Origin of the sequence: Pseudomonas sp. FW300-N2F2, assembly GCF_017351655.1 — a bacterium.
GTDB lineage: Bacteria > Pseudomonadota > Gammaproteobacteria > Pseudomonadales > Pseudomonadaceae > Aquipseudomonas > Aquipseudomonas fluorescens_AA.
This window is the reverse complement of record NZ_JACNDQ010000001.1, coordinates 1,917,852-1,933,389: the sequence shown is the minus strand read 5'-3', so window position 1 is coordinate 1,933,389 and position 15,538 is coordinate 1,917,852. Positions and strand designations below refer to the sequence as shown.

At 60.7% G+C, this 15,538-nt stretch carries 13 protein-coding genes, 1 tRNA gene and 1 pseudogene; 6 read left to right on the top strand and 9 right to left on the bottom strand.

Features of this window, described 5'->3' with window-relative positions:
* Positions 1 to 33 precede the first annotated feature (33 nt).
* The 8 genes and pseudogenes from J4E63_RS31185 to J4E63_RS08705 form a co-directional block, all read right to left on the bottom strand.
* Positions 34 to 1,256: pseudogene (locus J4E63_RS31185) on the bottom strand (HlyD family type I secretion periplasmic adaptor subunit); the annotation flags it as partial.
* Positions 1,257 to 1,585: 329 nt separating this feature from the next.
* Entirely contained in the window at positions 1,586 to 2,092 is a 507-nt protein-coding gene (locus J4E63_RS08735; protein ID WP_207281666.1) for an AAA family ATPase, read from the bottom strand.
* 261 nt (positions 2,093 to 2,353) lie between these two features.
* Positions 2,354 to 2,429: transfer RNA gene (locus J4E63_RS08730), tRNA-Gly, on the bottom strand.
* 63 nt (positions 2,430 to 2,492) lie between these two features.
* Positions 2,493 to 3,053: a CDP-diacylglycerol--glycerol-3-phosphate 3-phosphatidyltransferase gene (pgsA, locus tag J4E63_RS08725; RefSeq protein WP_092475433.1), complete on the bottom strand. Its 561-nt coding sequence runs from the start codon at positions 3,051 to 3,053 to the stop codon at positions 2,493 to 2,495.
* A 32-nt stretch (positions 3,054 to 3,085) separates the two neighbouring features.
* Positions 3,086 to 4,909, bottom strand: coding sequence for an excinuclease ABC subunit UvrC (gene uvrC / locus J4E63_RS08720; RefSeq protein WP_092170234.1), 1,824 nt, complete (start codon positions 4,907 to 4,909; stop codon positions 3,086 to 3,088).
* A gap of 2 nt (positions 4,910 to 4,911) precedes the next feature.
* Positions 4,912 to 5,553: a UvrY/SirA/GacA family response regulator transcription factor gene (gene uvrY / locus J4E63_RS08715; protein ID WP_003200277.1), complete on the bottom strand. Its 642-nt coding sequence runs from the start codon at positions 5,551 to 5,553 to the stop codon at positions 4,912 to 4,914.
* Positions 5,554 to 5,680: 127 nt separating this feature from the next.
* Positions 5,681 to 6,115 carry an N-acetyltransferase gene (locus J4E63_RS08710; protein ID WP_063321969.1) on the bottom strand — a complete coding sequence of 145 codons (435 nt, stop codon included), beginning with the start codon at positions 6,113 to 6,115 and terminating at the stop codon, positions 5,681 to 5,683.
* 7 nt (positions 6,116 to 6,122) lie between these two features.
* Positions 6,123 to 6,884, bottom strand: coding sequence for a carbon-nitrogen hydrolase family protein (locus J4E63_RS08705; RefSeq protein WP_207281665.1), 762 nt, complete (start codon positions 6,882 to 6,884; stop codon positions 6,123 to 6,125).
* A 613-nt stretch (positions 6,885 to 7,497) separates the two neighbouring features.
* Here J4E63_RS08705 and J4E63_RS08700 point away from each other — a divergent pair.
* Positions 7,498 to 8,568, top strand: a complete 1,071-nt coding sequence (locus J4E63_RS08700; protein ID WP_207281664.1) for a 3-deoxy-7-phosphoheptulonate synthase — start codon at positions 7,498 to 7,500, stop codon at positions 8,566 to 8,568.
* A 158-nt stretch (positions 8,569 to 8,726) separates the two neighbouring features.
* Here the strand turns inward: J4E63_RS08700 and J4E63_RS08695 are convergent, their stop codons facing one another.
* On the bottom strand, positions 8,727 to 9,788 hold the full coding sequence (locus J4E63_RS08695) for a hypothetical protein (protein WP_259333634.1): 1,062 nt from the start codon (positions 9,786 to 9,788) through the stop codon (positions 8,727 to 8,729).
* Between the two features lie 323 nt (positions 9,789 to 10,111).
* On the opposite strand from J4E63_RS08695, the gene J4E63_RS08690 reads away from it, so the two are divergent.
* The 5 genes from J4E63_RS08690 to J4E63_RS08670 all read left to right on the top strand — a co-directional run bounded on the left by J4E63_RS08690 (position 10,112) and on the right by J4E63_RS08670 (position 15,531).
* A complete protein-coding gene (locus J4E63_RS08690) occupies positions 10,112 to 10,981 on the top strand; it encodes a triacylglycerol lipase (protein WP_207281663.1) in 870 nt (289 codons plus the stop codon).
* Positions 10,982 to 11,077: 96 nt separating this feature from the next.
* Positions 11,078 to 11,359, top strand: a complete 282-nt coding sequence (locus J4E63_RS08685) for a peptidylprolyl isomerase (protein ID WP_072405155.1) — start codon at positions 11,078 to 11,080, stop codon at positions 11,357 to 11,359.
* Between the two features lie 223 nt (positions 11,360 to 11,582).
* Positions 11,583 to 13,451, top strand: a complete 1,869-nt coding sequence (locus J4E63_RS08680; protein ID WP_207281662.1) for an extracellular solute-binding protein — start codon at positions 11,583 to 11,585, stop codon at positions 13,449 to 13,451.
* Entirely contained in the window at positions 13,451 to 14,509 is a 1,059-nt protein-coding gene (locus J4E63_RS08675; protein WP_207281661.1) for a microcin C ABC transporter permease YejB, read from the top strand. The genes J4E63_RS08680 and J4E63_RS08675 overlap by 1 nt, the downstream gene beginning before the upstream one ends.
* Complete coding sequence (locus J4E63_RS08670) at positions 14,509 to 15,531, top strand: ABC transporter permease (protein WP_092170264.1); 1,023 nt, start codon at positions 14,509 to 14,511, stop codon at positions 15,529 to 15,531. The genes J4E63_RS08675 and J4E63_RS08670 overlap by 1 nt, the downstream gene beginning before the upstream one ends.
* Positions 15,532 to 15,538: the final 7 nt, after the last annotated feature.

The following is a 15,538-nucleotide window of genomic DNA, read 5'->3' as shown; positions in this document are numbered from 1 at the left end:
TAAGCTGTCGACAGCTCTCTATAGACATTTCACTTAGCGCTCCCGCAACCTCTGACTAGCCGCAATGTGCAACGGACTTAGAAAGTACTCAATTACCCTACGCTGATCCGTTTTCACTTCTGGGGTGACTGCCATGCCAGGCGATAACTTTACATCCTGTCCCTTCACCCTTATACGATCCGATTAAAGCCGGATCTTACCGCTGTAAATCAAGCCACGTTTTTCGTCTTCAACAGCGTCATCAGAAATACTTAAAACCTCACCGGTAACCGCCCCGTATTTGGTAAATGTAAATGTCTCTACTTTTACCGTTAAGGTCTGCCCTGGATGAACAAACCCAACATCTTTGTTTTCAAACATGACTTCAACCTCAACCGGCTGCCCCGTAGGTACGATCATCAACAGCGGCTGCGCCTGCGTCACGACTCCGCCCACCGTATGCACATTCAACTGCTGCACCGTCCCATCTACTGGTGCCTCCAGTGTCGTCAACCCATCCTGATATTCAGCTTTGGCAAAATCCTGCTTCATTGACGCTACCTTCTGATCCGCTTGCTGTAAAAGATCCAGCATAGACCGTCGGGTTTGCGCCACCACGCCAGCTCTCCTGCGTTCAGCCTCCTGCCGCGCCGCTGAGGACTGCAACAAGCTGGCTTGCAGTCTCAACTGACGCTCAATGTCCAACCGCGCCTGTTCCTTTTCCAAGTAGGCATGGCGAGCGATGTACTGCTTCTCTAGGAGATGCCGATAGTCATCGGCGAGCTTGGCGACGATGGGTAGGGGCTTCTGCAAGCTGGCGACCTGACCCCTTGCCGACTGTATGTCAGCTTGGCGCTGAGCGATCTAGGCCTCAGCAGTCTCCAAGCCGCCGCGGTACCCTTGGACTGGCCTTGCAGCCAGCGCTCCGCAGCCAGCATGTGCTCGGGATCCGCGCCCGGAATCGCACCATTCAGAGTTCTTGGTGCTCGCTGTTGATCAATTGCATCAAGCATGGCGCTTGCCCGAGCGCTGTCGATACGGGCGGCTAACAGGTCGCTTTGCACACGACCCACATCCGCCTCCGCGGCAGTAGAGTCCAGCTCCAACAGCAACTCACCGGCTTTTACCGTCTGACCATCGTGCACATGAATGGCTTTGACTACAGCCGTTCACTGGATTGGATAACCTTGCTCTTACCACTTGGAATGATTTGCCAGTGGCTTTCGCCACTACATCATCTTGCCAATACACGCCCAGGCCAAGGCTAATGCAGCGAAACTCAGAGTAATGCCCAGCCTGGTGACTCAAGAGTTCGGCATGACTGCCCTGCTCGACAATCTGGCCGCGGTCTACCACGAGAATGCGATTGGCATCCCGCACGGCTGAGAGCCGGTAGGCAATGATGATGACCGTGCGGCCCTTGTAGGTGTCATGCGCACCACACCAATCTGCCGGCGCAACGAAGAGACGTTCAGCCAGCGCCAAGTCCATTCCGTCCACTAACAACCTGCGAAACAAATCGCTGTCGCGAAAGCGGTCGTGCCTATTTTGGGAAAAATTGTAAGCGCCCCGTAATCACACCTTGCCGCATTGCGCCTAGCTGACGCTACGCATCGTCCAGTAGGCGTTTGGCGAGCATCGATACGGCTTGAACCGGCGAAGTCAGGGCCGTGTCTATCGTAAACGGTGCTTCAGCCCACGCTTCATATTCGTGATCCAACACAGATTGCCAGGTTGGTGGAGTCAGCCCCGAAATATCACCCAGCCTTGTCTCTACACGGCGCTGATGTTCATTTTTGTCCGAGCAAATCACTTCAATATTCATCAACCGAACACCAGCCCTTGAGGCGATTTCGCTCCAGGCCAATCGGCTTTCGATCACTGGATTTACACAGTCAACGATGACGGTACGTCCTAGATCAAGATTACTCAGCGCAAGTTCATTAGCGACCATGTAACCACTACGCCCTACATCTTGGGCAAGTGCACCGGAGTTTCGTATCGCTTGCTCAATAGTATCGATCCGCAGGTAGAGAGCGCCTATCGTATCGACCAGCCCTTTGGCAATAGTGGTTTTTCCGGTGCCAGGAAGACCGCTGAATACGATAAGCATTATCTGTCCTTTACTGTGAGTTAACTCAACACTGACCTTGGCCAGTTATGCGGCAGTAGCTGCCCAATCTCACTCGCCCGCTGCTCATTCGGCCCCGTAGGGCTCGAACTTCTTGTAACGAGGTGTAATTGCCTCTGTTTATCGCTCAGCATAGGATGATCCCAAGAAGGAGCGGTCCGACGTTTAGCACAGCGCATCAAACGTTTAGGCATTTTACAGGCAAAAAAAAGCCACTCATCTGAGTGGCTTTTTTCTGAATCTTGGAGCGGGAAACGAGACTCGAACTCGCGACCCCGACCTTGGCAAGGTCGTGCTCTACCAACTGAGCTATTCCCGCGTCTTGGTGTGGCGCATTCTATAGATTCAGATTCCGCCGTCAACCCTTTGATTCAAAAAAGTTTTATTTCGACTCTACATCCGTCCGCAGATGCGGCCAGGCGGCGCGCAGGTATTGGACCATCGACCACAGCGTCAAGCCAGCGGAAACCAGCAGCAGCGCATAGCCCAACAGCACCCAGAAGCTGAAGTCCGAGGGGTTGGCCAGCAGGATCACCAGCGCGAGCATCTGCGCCGCGGTTTTCCATTTGCCGAGGTTCGACACGGCAACCTGGGCACGAGCGCCCAGCTCGGCCATCCATTCCCGGAGCGCCGAGACGACGATTTCGCGGCCAATGATTACCGCCGCCGGCAAGGTCAGCCAGAGGTTGCCATGTTCCTGCACCAGCAGCACCAGGGCCACCGCGACCATCAGCTTGTCGGCCACCGGATCGAGGAACGCGCCGAAGGGCGTGCTCTGCTCCAGGCGTCGGGCCAGGTAACCATCCAGCCAGTCCGTCGCGGCGGCGAAGGCAAAGACCGAGGCCGAGGCCACGTAGCTCCAGTGGTACGGCAAATAGAACAGCAATATGAAGATCGGGATGAGCAGGACGCGTAGAACGGTAATCAGGTTTGGGATATTCATCGGCACAACTGGCTACGAGGTTGACGGGCATTCTACTCGCTATGCAGGTTTGCATAAATCGACTCTGCGAGCTTTTTACTGATACCGGGTGCTTTGGCTATCTCCTCGATGCTGGCACGAGACAGTTCCTGCAATCCACCAAAATGTTTCAACAAGTCGCGACGGCGGGTCGGGCCGACGCCTGCCACACCTTCAAGTGTAGACGTGCGGCGCGTCTTGCCACGGCGGGCACGGTGTCCGGTGATGGCGAAACGGTGGGCTTCGTCGCGAATCTGTTGGATCAGGTGCAGCGCTGGCGAATCGCCCTTGAGGGTGAATTCATGGGCGGCATCGTTCAGGTACAAGGTCTCGAAACCGGCCTTGCGCGTCGCGCCCTTGGCCACGCCCAGCAGGATCAGGTCGGGGACCATCAACTCATTGAGCACATCACGGGCCATGGACAACTGGCCTTTGCCGCCGTCCACCAGGAGGATATCCGGCAACTTGCCCTCCCCGTCCTTCAGCTTGCCGAAGCGCCGCATCAACGCCTGGTGCATCGCCGCATAGTCATCGCCCGGCGTGACACCTTCGATGTTGTAACGGCGGTAGTCGGACTTGATCGGGCCTTCCGGACCGAACACCACGCAGGAGGCCACGGTCGCCTCGCCGCTGGAATGGCTGATGTCGTAGCACTCCAGCCGTTGCGGTGGCTCATCCAGATTGAGGACATCGGCCAGGGCATCGAACCGCGCGGCCACGTGTTGACGGTTGGCCAGGCGCGCGCCCAGGGCCTGTTCGGCGTTGGTCACGGCCAGTTGCTGCCAACGGGCACGGGTGCCGCGAACGCGGTGGCTGATGGTCAGTTCACGACCGCGGAGCTTGTCGATGGCTTCGATCAGGGCCGGGAAATCCTCATGGACCACGTTGACGATCAACTCGGCCGGCAAGTCCCGTTCCGGACTGCTGATGTAGTACTGGCCCAGGAAAGCCGCCATGACCTCGGCTACGTCCTCCTCGATACCCACTTGGGGAAAGAAGTTCTTGCTGCCCAACACGCGACCGCCGCGCACGCTGATCAAGTGCACGCAGGCACCGCCCGGATTGATGAACGCGGCGACCACATCGACATCGCCACTGCCGCCTTCCATGCTTTGCTGGTCTTGTACGCGGCGCAGCAGGCCGATCTGGTCGCGCAGCTCGGCGGCCCGTTCGAACTCAAGGTTGACTGCCGCGTCCTCCATGGCTGCCGACAGTTCATCGGTCAGCGCATTGCTGCGGCCCTCCAGGAACATCACCGAGTGACGCACGTCCTCGGCGTAGACCTGGGGCTCGACAAACCCCACGCAAGGCGCCTTGCAGCGCTTGATCTGATACTGCAGGCAGGGCCGGGTGCGGTTCTTGTAGTAGCTGTCTTCACACTGGCGAACGAAGAAGGTCTTCTGCAGCAGGCTGAGGCTTTCACGAATCGCCCCGGCGCTGGGATAAGGGCCGAAATACCTGCCCTTGGCCTTCTTGGCACCCCGATGAATGCTCAGGCGCGGAAACGCCCCGTCGGACAGAAACACGTAGGGGTAGGATTTGTCGTCGCGCAGCAGGATGTTGTACGGCGGGCGCCATTCCTTGATCAGCGTCTGTTCGAGCAGCAGGGCCTCGGTTTCATTGGCGGTGATCGTCGTTTCGATTTGCGCGATGCGCCCCACCAGCGCAGAGGTCTTCGGGGCCAGGCCGGTCTTGCGAAAGTAGCTGGCCAGGCGTTTCTTGAGGTTCTTGGCCTTGCCGACATAAAGCAGGCGCGCCTCGCTGTCGAACATGCGGTACACGCCGGGGCGACCGCTGCAGGTGGAGAGGAACGCGCTGGGATCAAACAATTCAGTCATTTTCAGGCGCTGGCATCGACCATGCCGTGGCGCACCGCCAACAGTGTCAATTCGACGTCACTGCTGATCGAAAGCTTCTCGAAGATACGGTAACGGTAGGTGTTGACGGTCTTGGGGGACAGGCACAGCTTGTCGGAGATGATCTGTACCTTCTGGCAACCGACAATCATCAGGGCAATCTGGATTTCCCGTTCCGACAGCGCATCGAAAGGCGAATCGTTGGTCGGCTGGAACGACTTGATCGCCAACTGCTGGGCGATCTGCGGGCTGATGTAGCGTTGCCCGGCAAAAACCAGACGAATGGCCTGGACCATTTCGTTCAAGCCAGCGCCCTTGGTGAGGTAGCCCGCCGCGCCCGCTTGCAACAGCCGGGTGGGGAATGGGTCCTCTTCGCAGACGGTTACCGCGACCACCTTGATGTCCGGGTGACTGCGCAGCAGCTTGCGCGTGGCTTCAAGGCCGCCTATGCCAGGCATCTTGACGTCCATCAATACCACGTCGGGTTTCAATTCACGCGCCTTGATCAGGGACTCTTCCCCGGATTCAGCCTGACCAACTACCTGCAGGCCGTCGATGTCAGCCAGCATTCGTGTAATGCCCGTACGGACGAGATCATGGTCATCGACCACTAACACCCTAATCAAGCAGACACCTCACGATTTGGTCTTATTTGGGTTGCACAACACCTTAGCAAAAAGCATCCGGCAGACCTAGCGCAAAGGGACAGATAAAAGTTACAACGCATCTTTAATCGGCACGACATCCGAGGCGTCAAGCACCGATGTCTCGCTGCATCCTCAGGAAACACTCGTCCTCGCCCACGACACGCAGGCCCATGCGTTCGTATAACGCCCTGGCGGGATTGTCCTTGAACACCGTCAGGCGCAGCGCCGGGCGCCGTTCCAGCACCACCAGGTCCCAAACCTGTCCGATCGTCCAGGTACCGGCACCCTGCCCGCGGAACGCCTCGTTTACCTGCAGCTCACGGATATACAACGCCCGGGCATCACGACTGAGGCTGACAAAGCCCAGCGCCTGGCCTTCACGACTGATTATCCAGTTCTGGCGAATGATCCAGGCCAGGTCGAACGCTTCGTCCTGCCAGAGCAAATCATGCCTGAGGTAATAAGGAAGCATGTTGTCGCAGGTCAGTTGCCGGGCGAAGTCGATGTCCCCGTTCGTTGCAGCACGCCACTCGAAGCTCATGAAGACCTCATTGAAGCGCTGTCACCGGCACGACTTGCCCGCCCCAGCCGTTGACGTCGCGGCGGGCAATCACCAACAGCTCGCCCGTACCCGGCGCCGCCGCGAGCAGCGAACCGTCCGGGCCCCAGATGGCACTGCGGCCAGCCGATTCCCAGCCTCCGGTGACGCCGCCATGGTTAGCCATCAGCACGGTCATGGCATGCTGCCGGGCATAACCTTGCAGCAACGTCGTATCGGGCACGTAGCCACCCTCGGTGATCAACACCCCTGCTGCATAGAGCGTAGCACCCTGCCCGGCTGCCGCAGCCGCATGACTGGCGTGGGAAAAATCGGCACACACCGCCAGCGCGATGCGATCCTGCCCCATTGTCAGCGTCGAGCCACCGTGACCTGGGGCGAAGGCGACTTCTTCCCCCGGGTGCAGATGCTGCTTGCTGTAGACCCCGAGGGAGCCGTCGGCACCGAGGACCAACGCGCCGATCAACACCGGAGCGTCGGCCGACAGCCGAATGGGCATGCCCACCACGGCGGTCAGGCCGAGCGCTTGCGCCAGGTCACGCAGCGGTTGCAGTACGGCATCCTCCGGCAGGATCGCCAGCTCCGCCGCCAGGCTGCGTTCGTAGCCGGTGAGCGACAGTTCAGGGAATACCAGCAACTGCACGTTCTGTTCAGCGGCAGCCTGCATGAAACGCTGATGAGACACGAGGTTGGCGCGAAGGTCTCCCGCGACGGAAATCGACTGGGCGGCGGCGAAGACTGGAGCGGTCATGGGTCATCCCTGGAAGGCGGTGCAAACCTGAAGTTTGTCATAAAGCCCATCGGACTCAAGCCAAGGCGAACAATTGCATGCCCTCGATAGAATTTTCTGATTGAACCGCCGCCCTGCCCTCTAGTAAGCTCAGGGCCATTCATCGGAGACAGACCATGTTCAACGCCCTCTCACCGCTAGACACCGCCAGCGCCCCGCGCTCGGTTGCGGCTGCCCGGGCGAACAGCGTTCAAACTCCGGTCAGCTTTTATTTTGGGTATTGGTTTAGCCACTGGCGCGCCTGATACCCAACCGGCGCCCACTTTAAACGGGTCGCCTTCCAGAGTTTTCCAAACCCCCGGTCGGCCTCCCGACCGGGGGTTTTGTTTTTCCGGCCCCATACATTTGCAGCACCAGACAACTTGAGGATTGAGCCATGAACTACGCCACTTATTACCGTTACGACAGTTTTTCCGCCTGGCGATTTACCAGCCACCGCTCGGGACAGCCTGCCGCCTCCGATCGGTCACCTACCGGTGGCAAGCCTCAATTGCGGGCCCATACGGCCAATTGTCGAACACCCCACTAGGACCGGCGCGGGAACGAACCCGCTGCCCGTCCAGGAAGCCAGATCATGAATTCGTCCGTCTCTGCTTTGCCGCTGTCCACGCTCAACCCTGCCAACGAAGCCCTGACCCTGCGTCTGCCGAGCTCGTTGCAACTCAAGCATCAATTGCCGCTCAGCACCGCGTTGAGCCACCAAGTGAGCGTCCATCGCCAGGCCATCCGCGCGATCCTCAACGGTGAAGACGCCCGCCTGCTGGTCATCGTCGGCCCCTGCTCGATCCATGACCCCAAATCCGCCCTCGAATATGCCGCCAACCTGGCTCGCGTAGCCCACGAAGTGAGCGACAGCATGCTCTTGGTCATGCGCGCCTACGTGGAAAAGCCCCGCACGACTGTGGGTTGGAAAGGCCTGGCCTACGATCCCGGCCTGGATGGCAGCGACGACATGGCCGCCGGCCTGACCTTGTCCCGGGAGTTGATGCGCGAAATGCTGCAACTGGGCCTGCCCGTCGCCACCGAACTGTTGCAACCCATGGCCGCCAGTTACTTCGATGACCTGCTCAGTTGGGTCGCCATTGGCGCTCGCACCACCGAATCGCAGATCCACCGGGAGATGGCCAGCGGGCTGGGCATGCCGGTGGGGTTCAAGAACGGCACGGACGGCGGGGTCGGCATTGCCTGCGACGCCATGCGCTCCGCCGCCCACCCCCATCGGCATTTCGGCGTCGACAGCCAGGGCCATCCGGCGATCATCCAGACCCCAGGCAACCCCGACACCCACCTGGTGCTGCGCGGCGGCCATCGCGGACCGAACTATGACCGCCAGAGCGTCACGCAGATACACAGCGACCTGACCCGCCTCAAGATACCAGCCCGGATCATGGTGGACTGCAGCCACGCCAACAGCGGCAAGGACCCGCTGCGTCAGCCGCAGGTGTTCAATGACGTGCTGGAACAACGGCTGCAAGGGAACCGCTCCCTGATCGGCATGATGCTCGAAAGCCACCTGTTCGAAGGCTGCCAGCCGCTGGGCCCGTCGATGCGCTACGGCGTCTCGGTCACCGATGGCTGCCTGGGCTGGGAGTCCACCGAGCAGCTGTTGCGCGAGGCTCATCGCCGGTTGCAATTGCCCGCCTGAGGTCCCGAACCCACCTGTCCCTGGAACCAGGGGCAGCATGGGGCCTTTTGTGGGAGCGAGCTTGCTCGCGATGGCGTCAGTTCAGCCAGCCTTGGGTTGCCTGACACACCGTCATCGCGAGCAAGCTCACTCCCCACCAGGGTTGCCCGGGACTGCGCTCAACCTGACGTACTGGAACGCACCCGGACCGTCACCCACTCGGAGCGCTGGCTGACGTCATCCAGGCGCTCGACCTGATAGAACACGCTCACCGAGCTGTCGCGCTGGTCCTGCCAGTAACTTGCGGGAATCACGAACATGAGCGGCTTACCTGCCGTGGCCTCGGTGATTTCGCGCTCAAGCACATAAGCGGAGTTGCCATTGCACTGCAACCAGACCAGCTCGCCCGCCTCAAGCCCGGGATCATCGATGACAATCGTCACCCCCTCTTGCAGGTCGTCGACCTCCAGCCAGCCGTCGTTCATCTCCCGAATCTGAAGGGCCTTCAGCGCAGGGCGCTGCAACGGGCCGATGTGCAACGACAAGGGCTCAGCCCGACGCACCGAGTGTCCACGCCTGACGACATAGGTCAGGGCCAGGTCGTGTCCAGAATGGGGCGCGATCAGCGAATGATCGATCCAGAGCGATACCTCACGACCCACTGCATGGGCTTCTATGTCCAGCACATCGCGCCACAGCGCTTTGAAATCCTTGCTGGCAGTCAGGATCAGCCGATCGCCGGCCGCCATCCTGGCGTAGGGCCGAATGCTCACCCACGTTCCTTCAGGCACCCGACTCGGATCGAGGCTGCCCCTCACCGCATCGTTGGCAATGGCGGGCAGCAGTTGCGGCGATGCATCGCCGATCTCCAGTTGCAGGTGTTCCGAAAACAGCGTGGCCGGCAACCGCTTGCCCGTTACCTCGTAGGAGATCTCCAGCGAGCCGCCGTCCAACTCGGCGATATGCGGTTCGCGCACGACGAACACGACGTCTCGCCCCACTTGCCGCTCAGTGACAAACCCGGCCACTTCATGCCGGTAGGGTTCGCCATCGTTGTTGAGGCCGTGCCAACGCAGCACCACCTCATCCCCGCACGTCATCATGAGATAAGGCTTGACGGTCACCACGGCGTTGCGCCAGGCCGGGTTGATCACCCCGTCCCTGGCCGCTGCCAGGACCGGTGGCGGCAGCCTTGTTGCTGGGGTTGAACGGGATCGTTGAAGCGATGGATAGGTGATCATGTACAGGCTCCAGTCCTTGGATGAAGGCACCGTTTGAATAACGGCGCCCGACGGAGCCATTAAAACCCGCTCGCGCCAACCCCGCAGCCAGACAAGACGACAGCGCGAGTGGTCCTTGGCGCTCGAACCTGTAGCTGCAAACCACAGCGGTTATAGGAGACCTCCTACATCCTCAAGTACCGCCGGGTTAGCTCCCATTCTTCCCACTTTTTTTATTCCGGTTTCCCTGGATCAGGGCGGTTTCTTCCTACACCGCACAGGATGAGCCTGCATTAGAGTGAAGTCGCAAATTCAAGGTGAACCTCTTCGAAAAAGGTACGAACATGCAACGGAATGCAACCACTCAATTTCCCATCCTCTTGGTTCATGGGTTGTTCGGGTTTGACAAGATCGGCGGCTTCGAACTTTTCCATGGCGTCAAACAGGCCCTGCGCGCAGGCGGTGCCCGGGTGTTCATCCCGCACTTGTCGGCCACCCACTCCAACGAAGCCAGGGGCGAACAATTGCTGGTTCAGATCGATCGGGTTCTGGCCGGCACCGGCGCCACCCGGGTCAATCTGATCGGCCACAGCCAGGGTGCGCTGGCCGCCCGGTATGCCGCCGCGCTGGCACCCGACAGGGTGGCCTCGGTCACCTCGGTCAGCGGCCCCAACCATGGTTCCGAACTGGCAGACTTCCTGCGCAAGGCCCTCACGCCCGGACGGCTGCCAGGGCACGTGGCAAGGGGCGTCGCCACGCTGTTCGCCGATTTCATCTCGCTGCTGGACGGCCAGGCGCAGCTATCGCCGGCCGCTGTCGCCGCGCTGCCGGCGCTGACCACCGAGGGCGTGGGCGCCTTTAATGACAAATACCCCCAGGGCCTGCCGAAGTGCTGGGGCGGGAACGGTCCGGACCGGGTCAACGGCGTGCGCTACTACTCATGGAGCGGCACGTTGCCAGAGACGACGGATAAAGCACGAGAGCCTTCGCAGGTTTTCTGCCGCGCCTTTTCCGAATACTTCATCACCGAAGCCGGGCAGAACGACGGCCTGGTCGGGCGCTTCAGTTCGCACCTGGGCAAGGTCATCCGCTCCGACTACCCCATGGACCACATGGAGGCGATCAGCCCGGGAGGCGGCAAGGCATGCAAGGGAACAGACGCCACAGAGCTTTACCTGCGCCACGCCGAGCGCCTGCGCAAAGCCGGCCTTTGATCGCCAGGCCCAAGGTTTTGACGCAATTTTGACAACACCCCGTCAGTGAATCCGGTAGGCTCAACACCTTTAAACACATCGAAAGGAATTTGCCCCATGGCCAAAGCCACTGCCCGCCACATCCTGGTTTCCACCGAAGACAAGTGCAACGAACTCAAGGCCCAGATCGAAGCCGGTGCCGACTTCGCCGAAGTGGCCAAGGCCAACTCCTCCTGCCCGTCCAGCCGTCAGGGCGGCGACCTGGGTTCGTTCGGCCCGGGCCAGATGGTCAAGGAATTCGACACCGTGGTGTTCAGCGCACCGATCAATACCGTCCAAGGCCCGGTCAAGACCCAGTTCGGCTACCACCTGCTGGAAGTCACCAGCCGCCAGGATTGATGGCCCCTTGTGGGAGCAAGGCTTGCCCGCGATGAAACGATAACGCGGTTTAGCTGTTGGACCGCGGCGCGGCCATCGCGGGCAAGCCTTACTCCCACAGACCTTGTTTCCCACAGGTTTTGTTCCCACCTGGCAGGGACAATCCCCTCGCTACAGGGACTGGCGATTCAGGCGCCGCTCGCGTACAAATCGTGTCATCGATCACCCGGCTCTAAGGCTGACAATGCGACTGGCGTTCCCTTCACTGCTATTGATTGCCGTGGTCCTGCTGACAGGCGCCGCCGGCGTCGATGCAGCACCGCAACATGCCCTGACCGTCTATGGCGAACCCGCCAAATATGCCGAAGGCTTCGGTCACTTCGCCTACGCCAACCCCCAGGCCCCAAAAGGCGGGACCATGCGCCGCTCGGCCGTGGAGATTGGCCACTTCGACCACATCCTGCCCTACATCGACAAAGGCATCGGCGTCAGCCAGATCGACGGGATGCTCTACTCGCCACTGGCCCAGCGCTCGCTGGATGAACCCTATACCGTCTATGGCCTGGTGGCGCAGAAGATGGAACGTGCCGACGATGGCCTGTCCCTGCGCTTCTACCTCAACCCCAAGGCCCGCTTCGCCGATGGCAAGCCCATCACCGCCCAGGACGTGCGCTACAGCTTCGAGCTGTTGATGACCCAAGGCAGCCTGCGCTATCGCACCCAGTTCGCGGCGGTCAAGGACGTCGTGGTCGAGGACGAGCGCACCGTACGCTTCAACTTCAAGCACAACGAAAGCCGTACCCTGCCCCTGGACATCGCCACCCTGCCGGTCTTTCCCGAACATTGGTGGAAGACTCGCGACTTCGCCAACGGCGGCGGCTACGAGGCGCCACTGGGCAGTGGCCCCTACCGGGTGAGCAAAGTCGATTCCGGGCGCAGCATCACGTTCGAGCGCAATGCCGATTGGTGGGGCAAGGATTTGCCGGTCAGTCGCGGGCTCTACAATTTCGACCATTTCAGCATCGAGTATTTTGGCGACACTGACGTCGCCCGCCAGGTGCTGCGCGGTGGCGCCTATGACTACAATCGTGAATTTTCCGCCACCGGCTATTCCATCGGCTACGACGGCCCGGCCCTGCAGGACGGCCGCCTGCAAAAGGCCCACCTGGCCAAAGAGGCACCCCAGAGCGCCCAGGGTTTTGTCTTCAACCTGCAAAAACCGCAGTTCCAGGACCGCCGCGTGCGCCAGGCCCTGGCCATGCTCTGGGATTTCGAATGGAGCAACCGCCAGATGATGCGCAACGTCTATGTGCGTCAGCAGAGTTACTTCTCCAACACTGACCTCGCCGCTCGAAAACTGCCCGATGCCGGCGAGCTGGCGATTCTGGAGCCGTTGCGCGGGCAGATTCCCGACGAAGTCTTCACCCAGGTCTTCCAGGCCCCGAAAACCGATGGCAGCGGCGTGATCCGCGACAAACAATTGCAAGCCCTGGCCCTGTTGGAACAGGCTGGCTGGAAACCCGACGGCGACCGCCTGGTGAATGCCGAGGGCGAACCGCTGAGCTTCACGTTCCTCAACAGCCAGAACGGTATCGACCGCCTGCTGCTGCCCTACAAACGTACCCTGGCGCAAATCGGCATCGACATGAGCATTCGCCGCATCGACGCCTCCCAGTACGTCAATCGCCTGATGAGTCGCGACTACGACATGATCATCACCGGCTACCCCGTCAGCACCTCGCCGGGCATGGAACTCTACAATTACTTCGGTTCGGCGGCCGCCAATGACCCGGGGGCCAACAACTACATGGCCTTGAAGAACCCGGCGGTGGACGCGCTGATCGACGGTTTGGTCAAGGCCAGCACCCAAGCCGACATGCTGCGCCATGCCCACGCCCTGGACCGGGTGCTGCAATGGAATTACTACTGGATCCCCAACTATTACCCGCCGGGCAGCTCGACCGTGTGGTGGAATCGCTTCGGCATGCCCAAGGTTCAGGCCAGCAATGACGAAGCCATCGAAAGCTGGTGGGAAGTGAGCACCACACCGTTGACCAACGAACAAATGCGCGCCGAACGCATCAGGCGCGGCACACCTGGAGGGCCGCATTGATGTGGGCTTATATCGCGCGGCGCCTGCTGCTGATCATTCCCACACTGGTGATTATCCTGCTGGTGAACTTCGTCATCGTGCAGGCCGCACCCGGCGGGCCGGTGGAACAGGCCATCGCCCACCTGCAAGGCATCGGCGGCACCAGTGTCGGCGGTTCGGGCAGTGAGATGAGCGGCAGTTCCCGCGCCAGTCGCGGCCTGGACCCGCAACTGATCAAGGACATCGAGAAACAATACGGCTTCGATAAACCGGCCCACGAGCGCCTGTGGCTGATGCTCAGCAGCTATGCGCGCCTCGACTTCGGCAAGAGCTTCTTCCGCGGCGCCACGGTCACCGACCTGATCCTGGAAAAGATGCCGGTGACCATTTCCCTCGGGCTCTGGGCGACCTTGATCACGTACCTAGTGTCGATTCCCCTGGGCATTCGCAAGGCCGTGCGCCACGGCTCGGCATTCGACGTGTGGAGCAGCACCGCGATCATCATTGGCTACGCCATGCCGGCGTTCCTCTTCGCGATGTTCCTGATCGTGGTGTTCGCTGGCGGCACCTCGCTGAACTGGTTTCCGGTGCGCGGGCTGGTGTCGGACAACTTCGAGTCGCTGTCGACGCTGGGCAAGATCGCCGATTATTTCTGGCACCTGGTGCTGCCGGTCACCTCGCTGGTGATCGGCGGCTTCGCCACCCTGACGATCCTGACCAAGAACTCGTTCCTCAATGAAATCACCCGCCAGTACGTGGTCACGGCGCGGGCCAAGGGCATGAGCGAACAGCGGGTGCTTTACGGTCACGTGTTCCGCAATGCGATGCTGCTGGTGGTCTCCGGCATTCCCCAGGCGTTCATCAGCGTGTTCTTTGCCGGCTCCTTGCTGATCGAGGTGATCTTTTCCCTCGACGGGCTGGGGCGCATGAGCTACGAGGCCGCGGTGTCCCGGGATTATCCGGTGGTGTTCGGCTCGTTGTTCATCTTCACGCTGTTCGGCCTGCTGATCAAACTCATCGGCGACCTCTGCTACACCCTGGTGGACCCGCGCATCGACTTCGCCGCGAGGAACGCCTGATGTTCAAGCTTTCCCCCTTGGGCCGCCGACGCTTCGAGCGTTTCAGGAAAAACCGCCGGGGCTGGTGGTCGTTGTGGCTGTTCATCGGCCTGTTCATCCTGAGCCTGGGCGGCGAGCTGATCGCCAATGACAAGCCACTGGTGGTGAGCTACCAGGGCTCGCTGTATTTCCCGGTATTCAAGCGCCACACCGAGCAGGAATTTGGCGGGCAACTGCCGTTCCAGGCCGACTACCGCAGCAGCTACGTGCAGAACCTGATCCACAAGGACGGCGGCTGGCTGTGGTTTCCACCGATCCCGTTCAGCGACGACACCCCCAACTACGACCTCAACCAACCCGCCCCGAGCCCACCCTCATCGGTGAACTGGCTAGGCACCGATGACCAGTCCCGGGACGTGCTGGCCCGGGTGATCTTCGGCGCGCGGGTGTCGATCCTGTTCGCCCTGGCCCTGACCGCCATCAGTGCGCTGATCGGCATCGCCGCCGGTGCGTTGCAGGGCTATTACGGCGGCTGGGTGGATCTGCTCGGGCAACGCCTGCTGGAAGTCTGGTCCGGGCTGCCAGTGCTCTATCTGTTGATCATCCTGTCCGGCTTCGTCGAACCGAATTTCTGGTGGTTGCTGGGGATCATGGCGCTGTTTTCCTGGCTGGCCCTGGTGGACGTGGTCCGCGCCGAGTTCCTGCGCGGGCGCAACCTGGAGTACGTCAAGGCGGCCAGGGCCCTGGGCTTATCCGATCGCAAGGTGATCGTGCGGCATATCCTGCCCAACGCGATGAACGCCACCCTGAGCTACCTGCCCTTCATCCTCACCGGGGCAATCTCCACCCTCACCGCCCTGGATTTTCTTGGCTTCGGCATGCCGGCCGGTAGCGCCTCCCTGGGCGAGTTGATCGCCCAGGGCAAACAGAACCTGCAAGCGCCGTGGTTGGGGCTGACGGCGTTTTTCACCCTGGCCCTGATTCTTTCCCTGTTGGTGTTTATCGGCGAAGCGTTGCGAGACGCGTTCGACCCACGCTCTTGAAAACAAC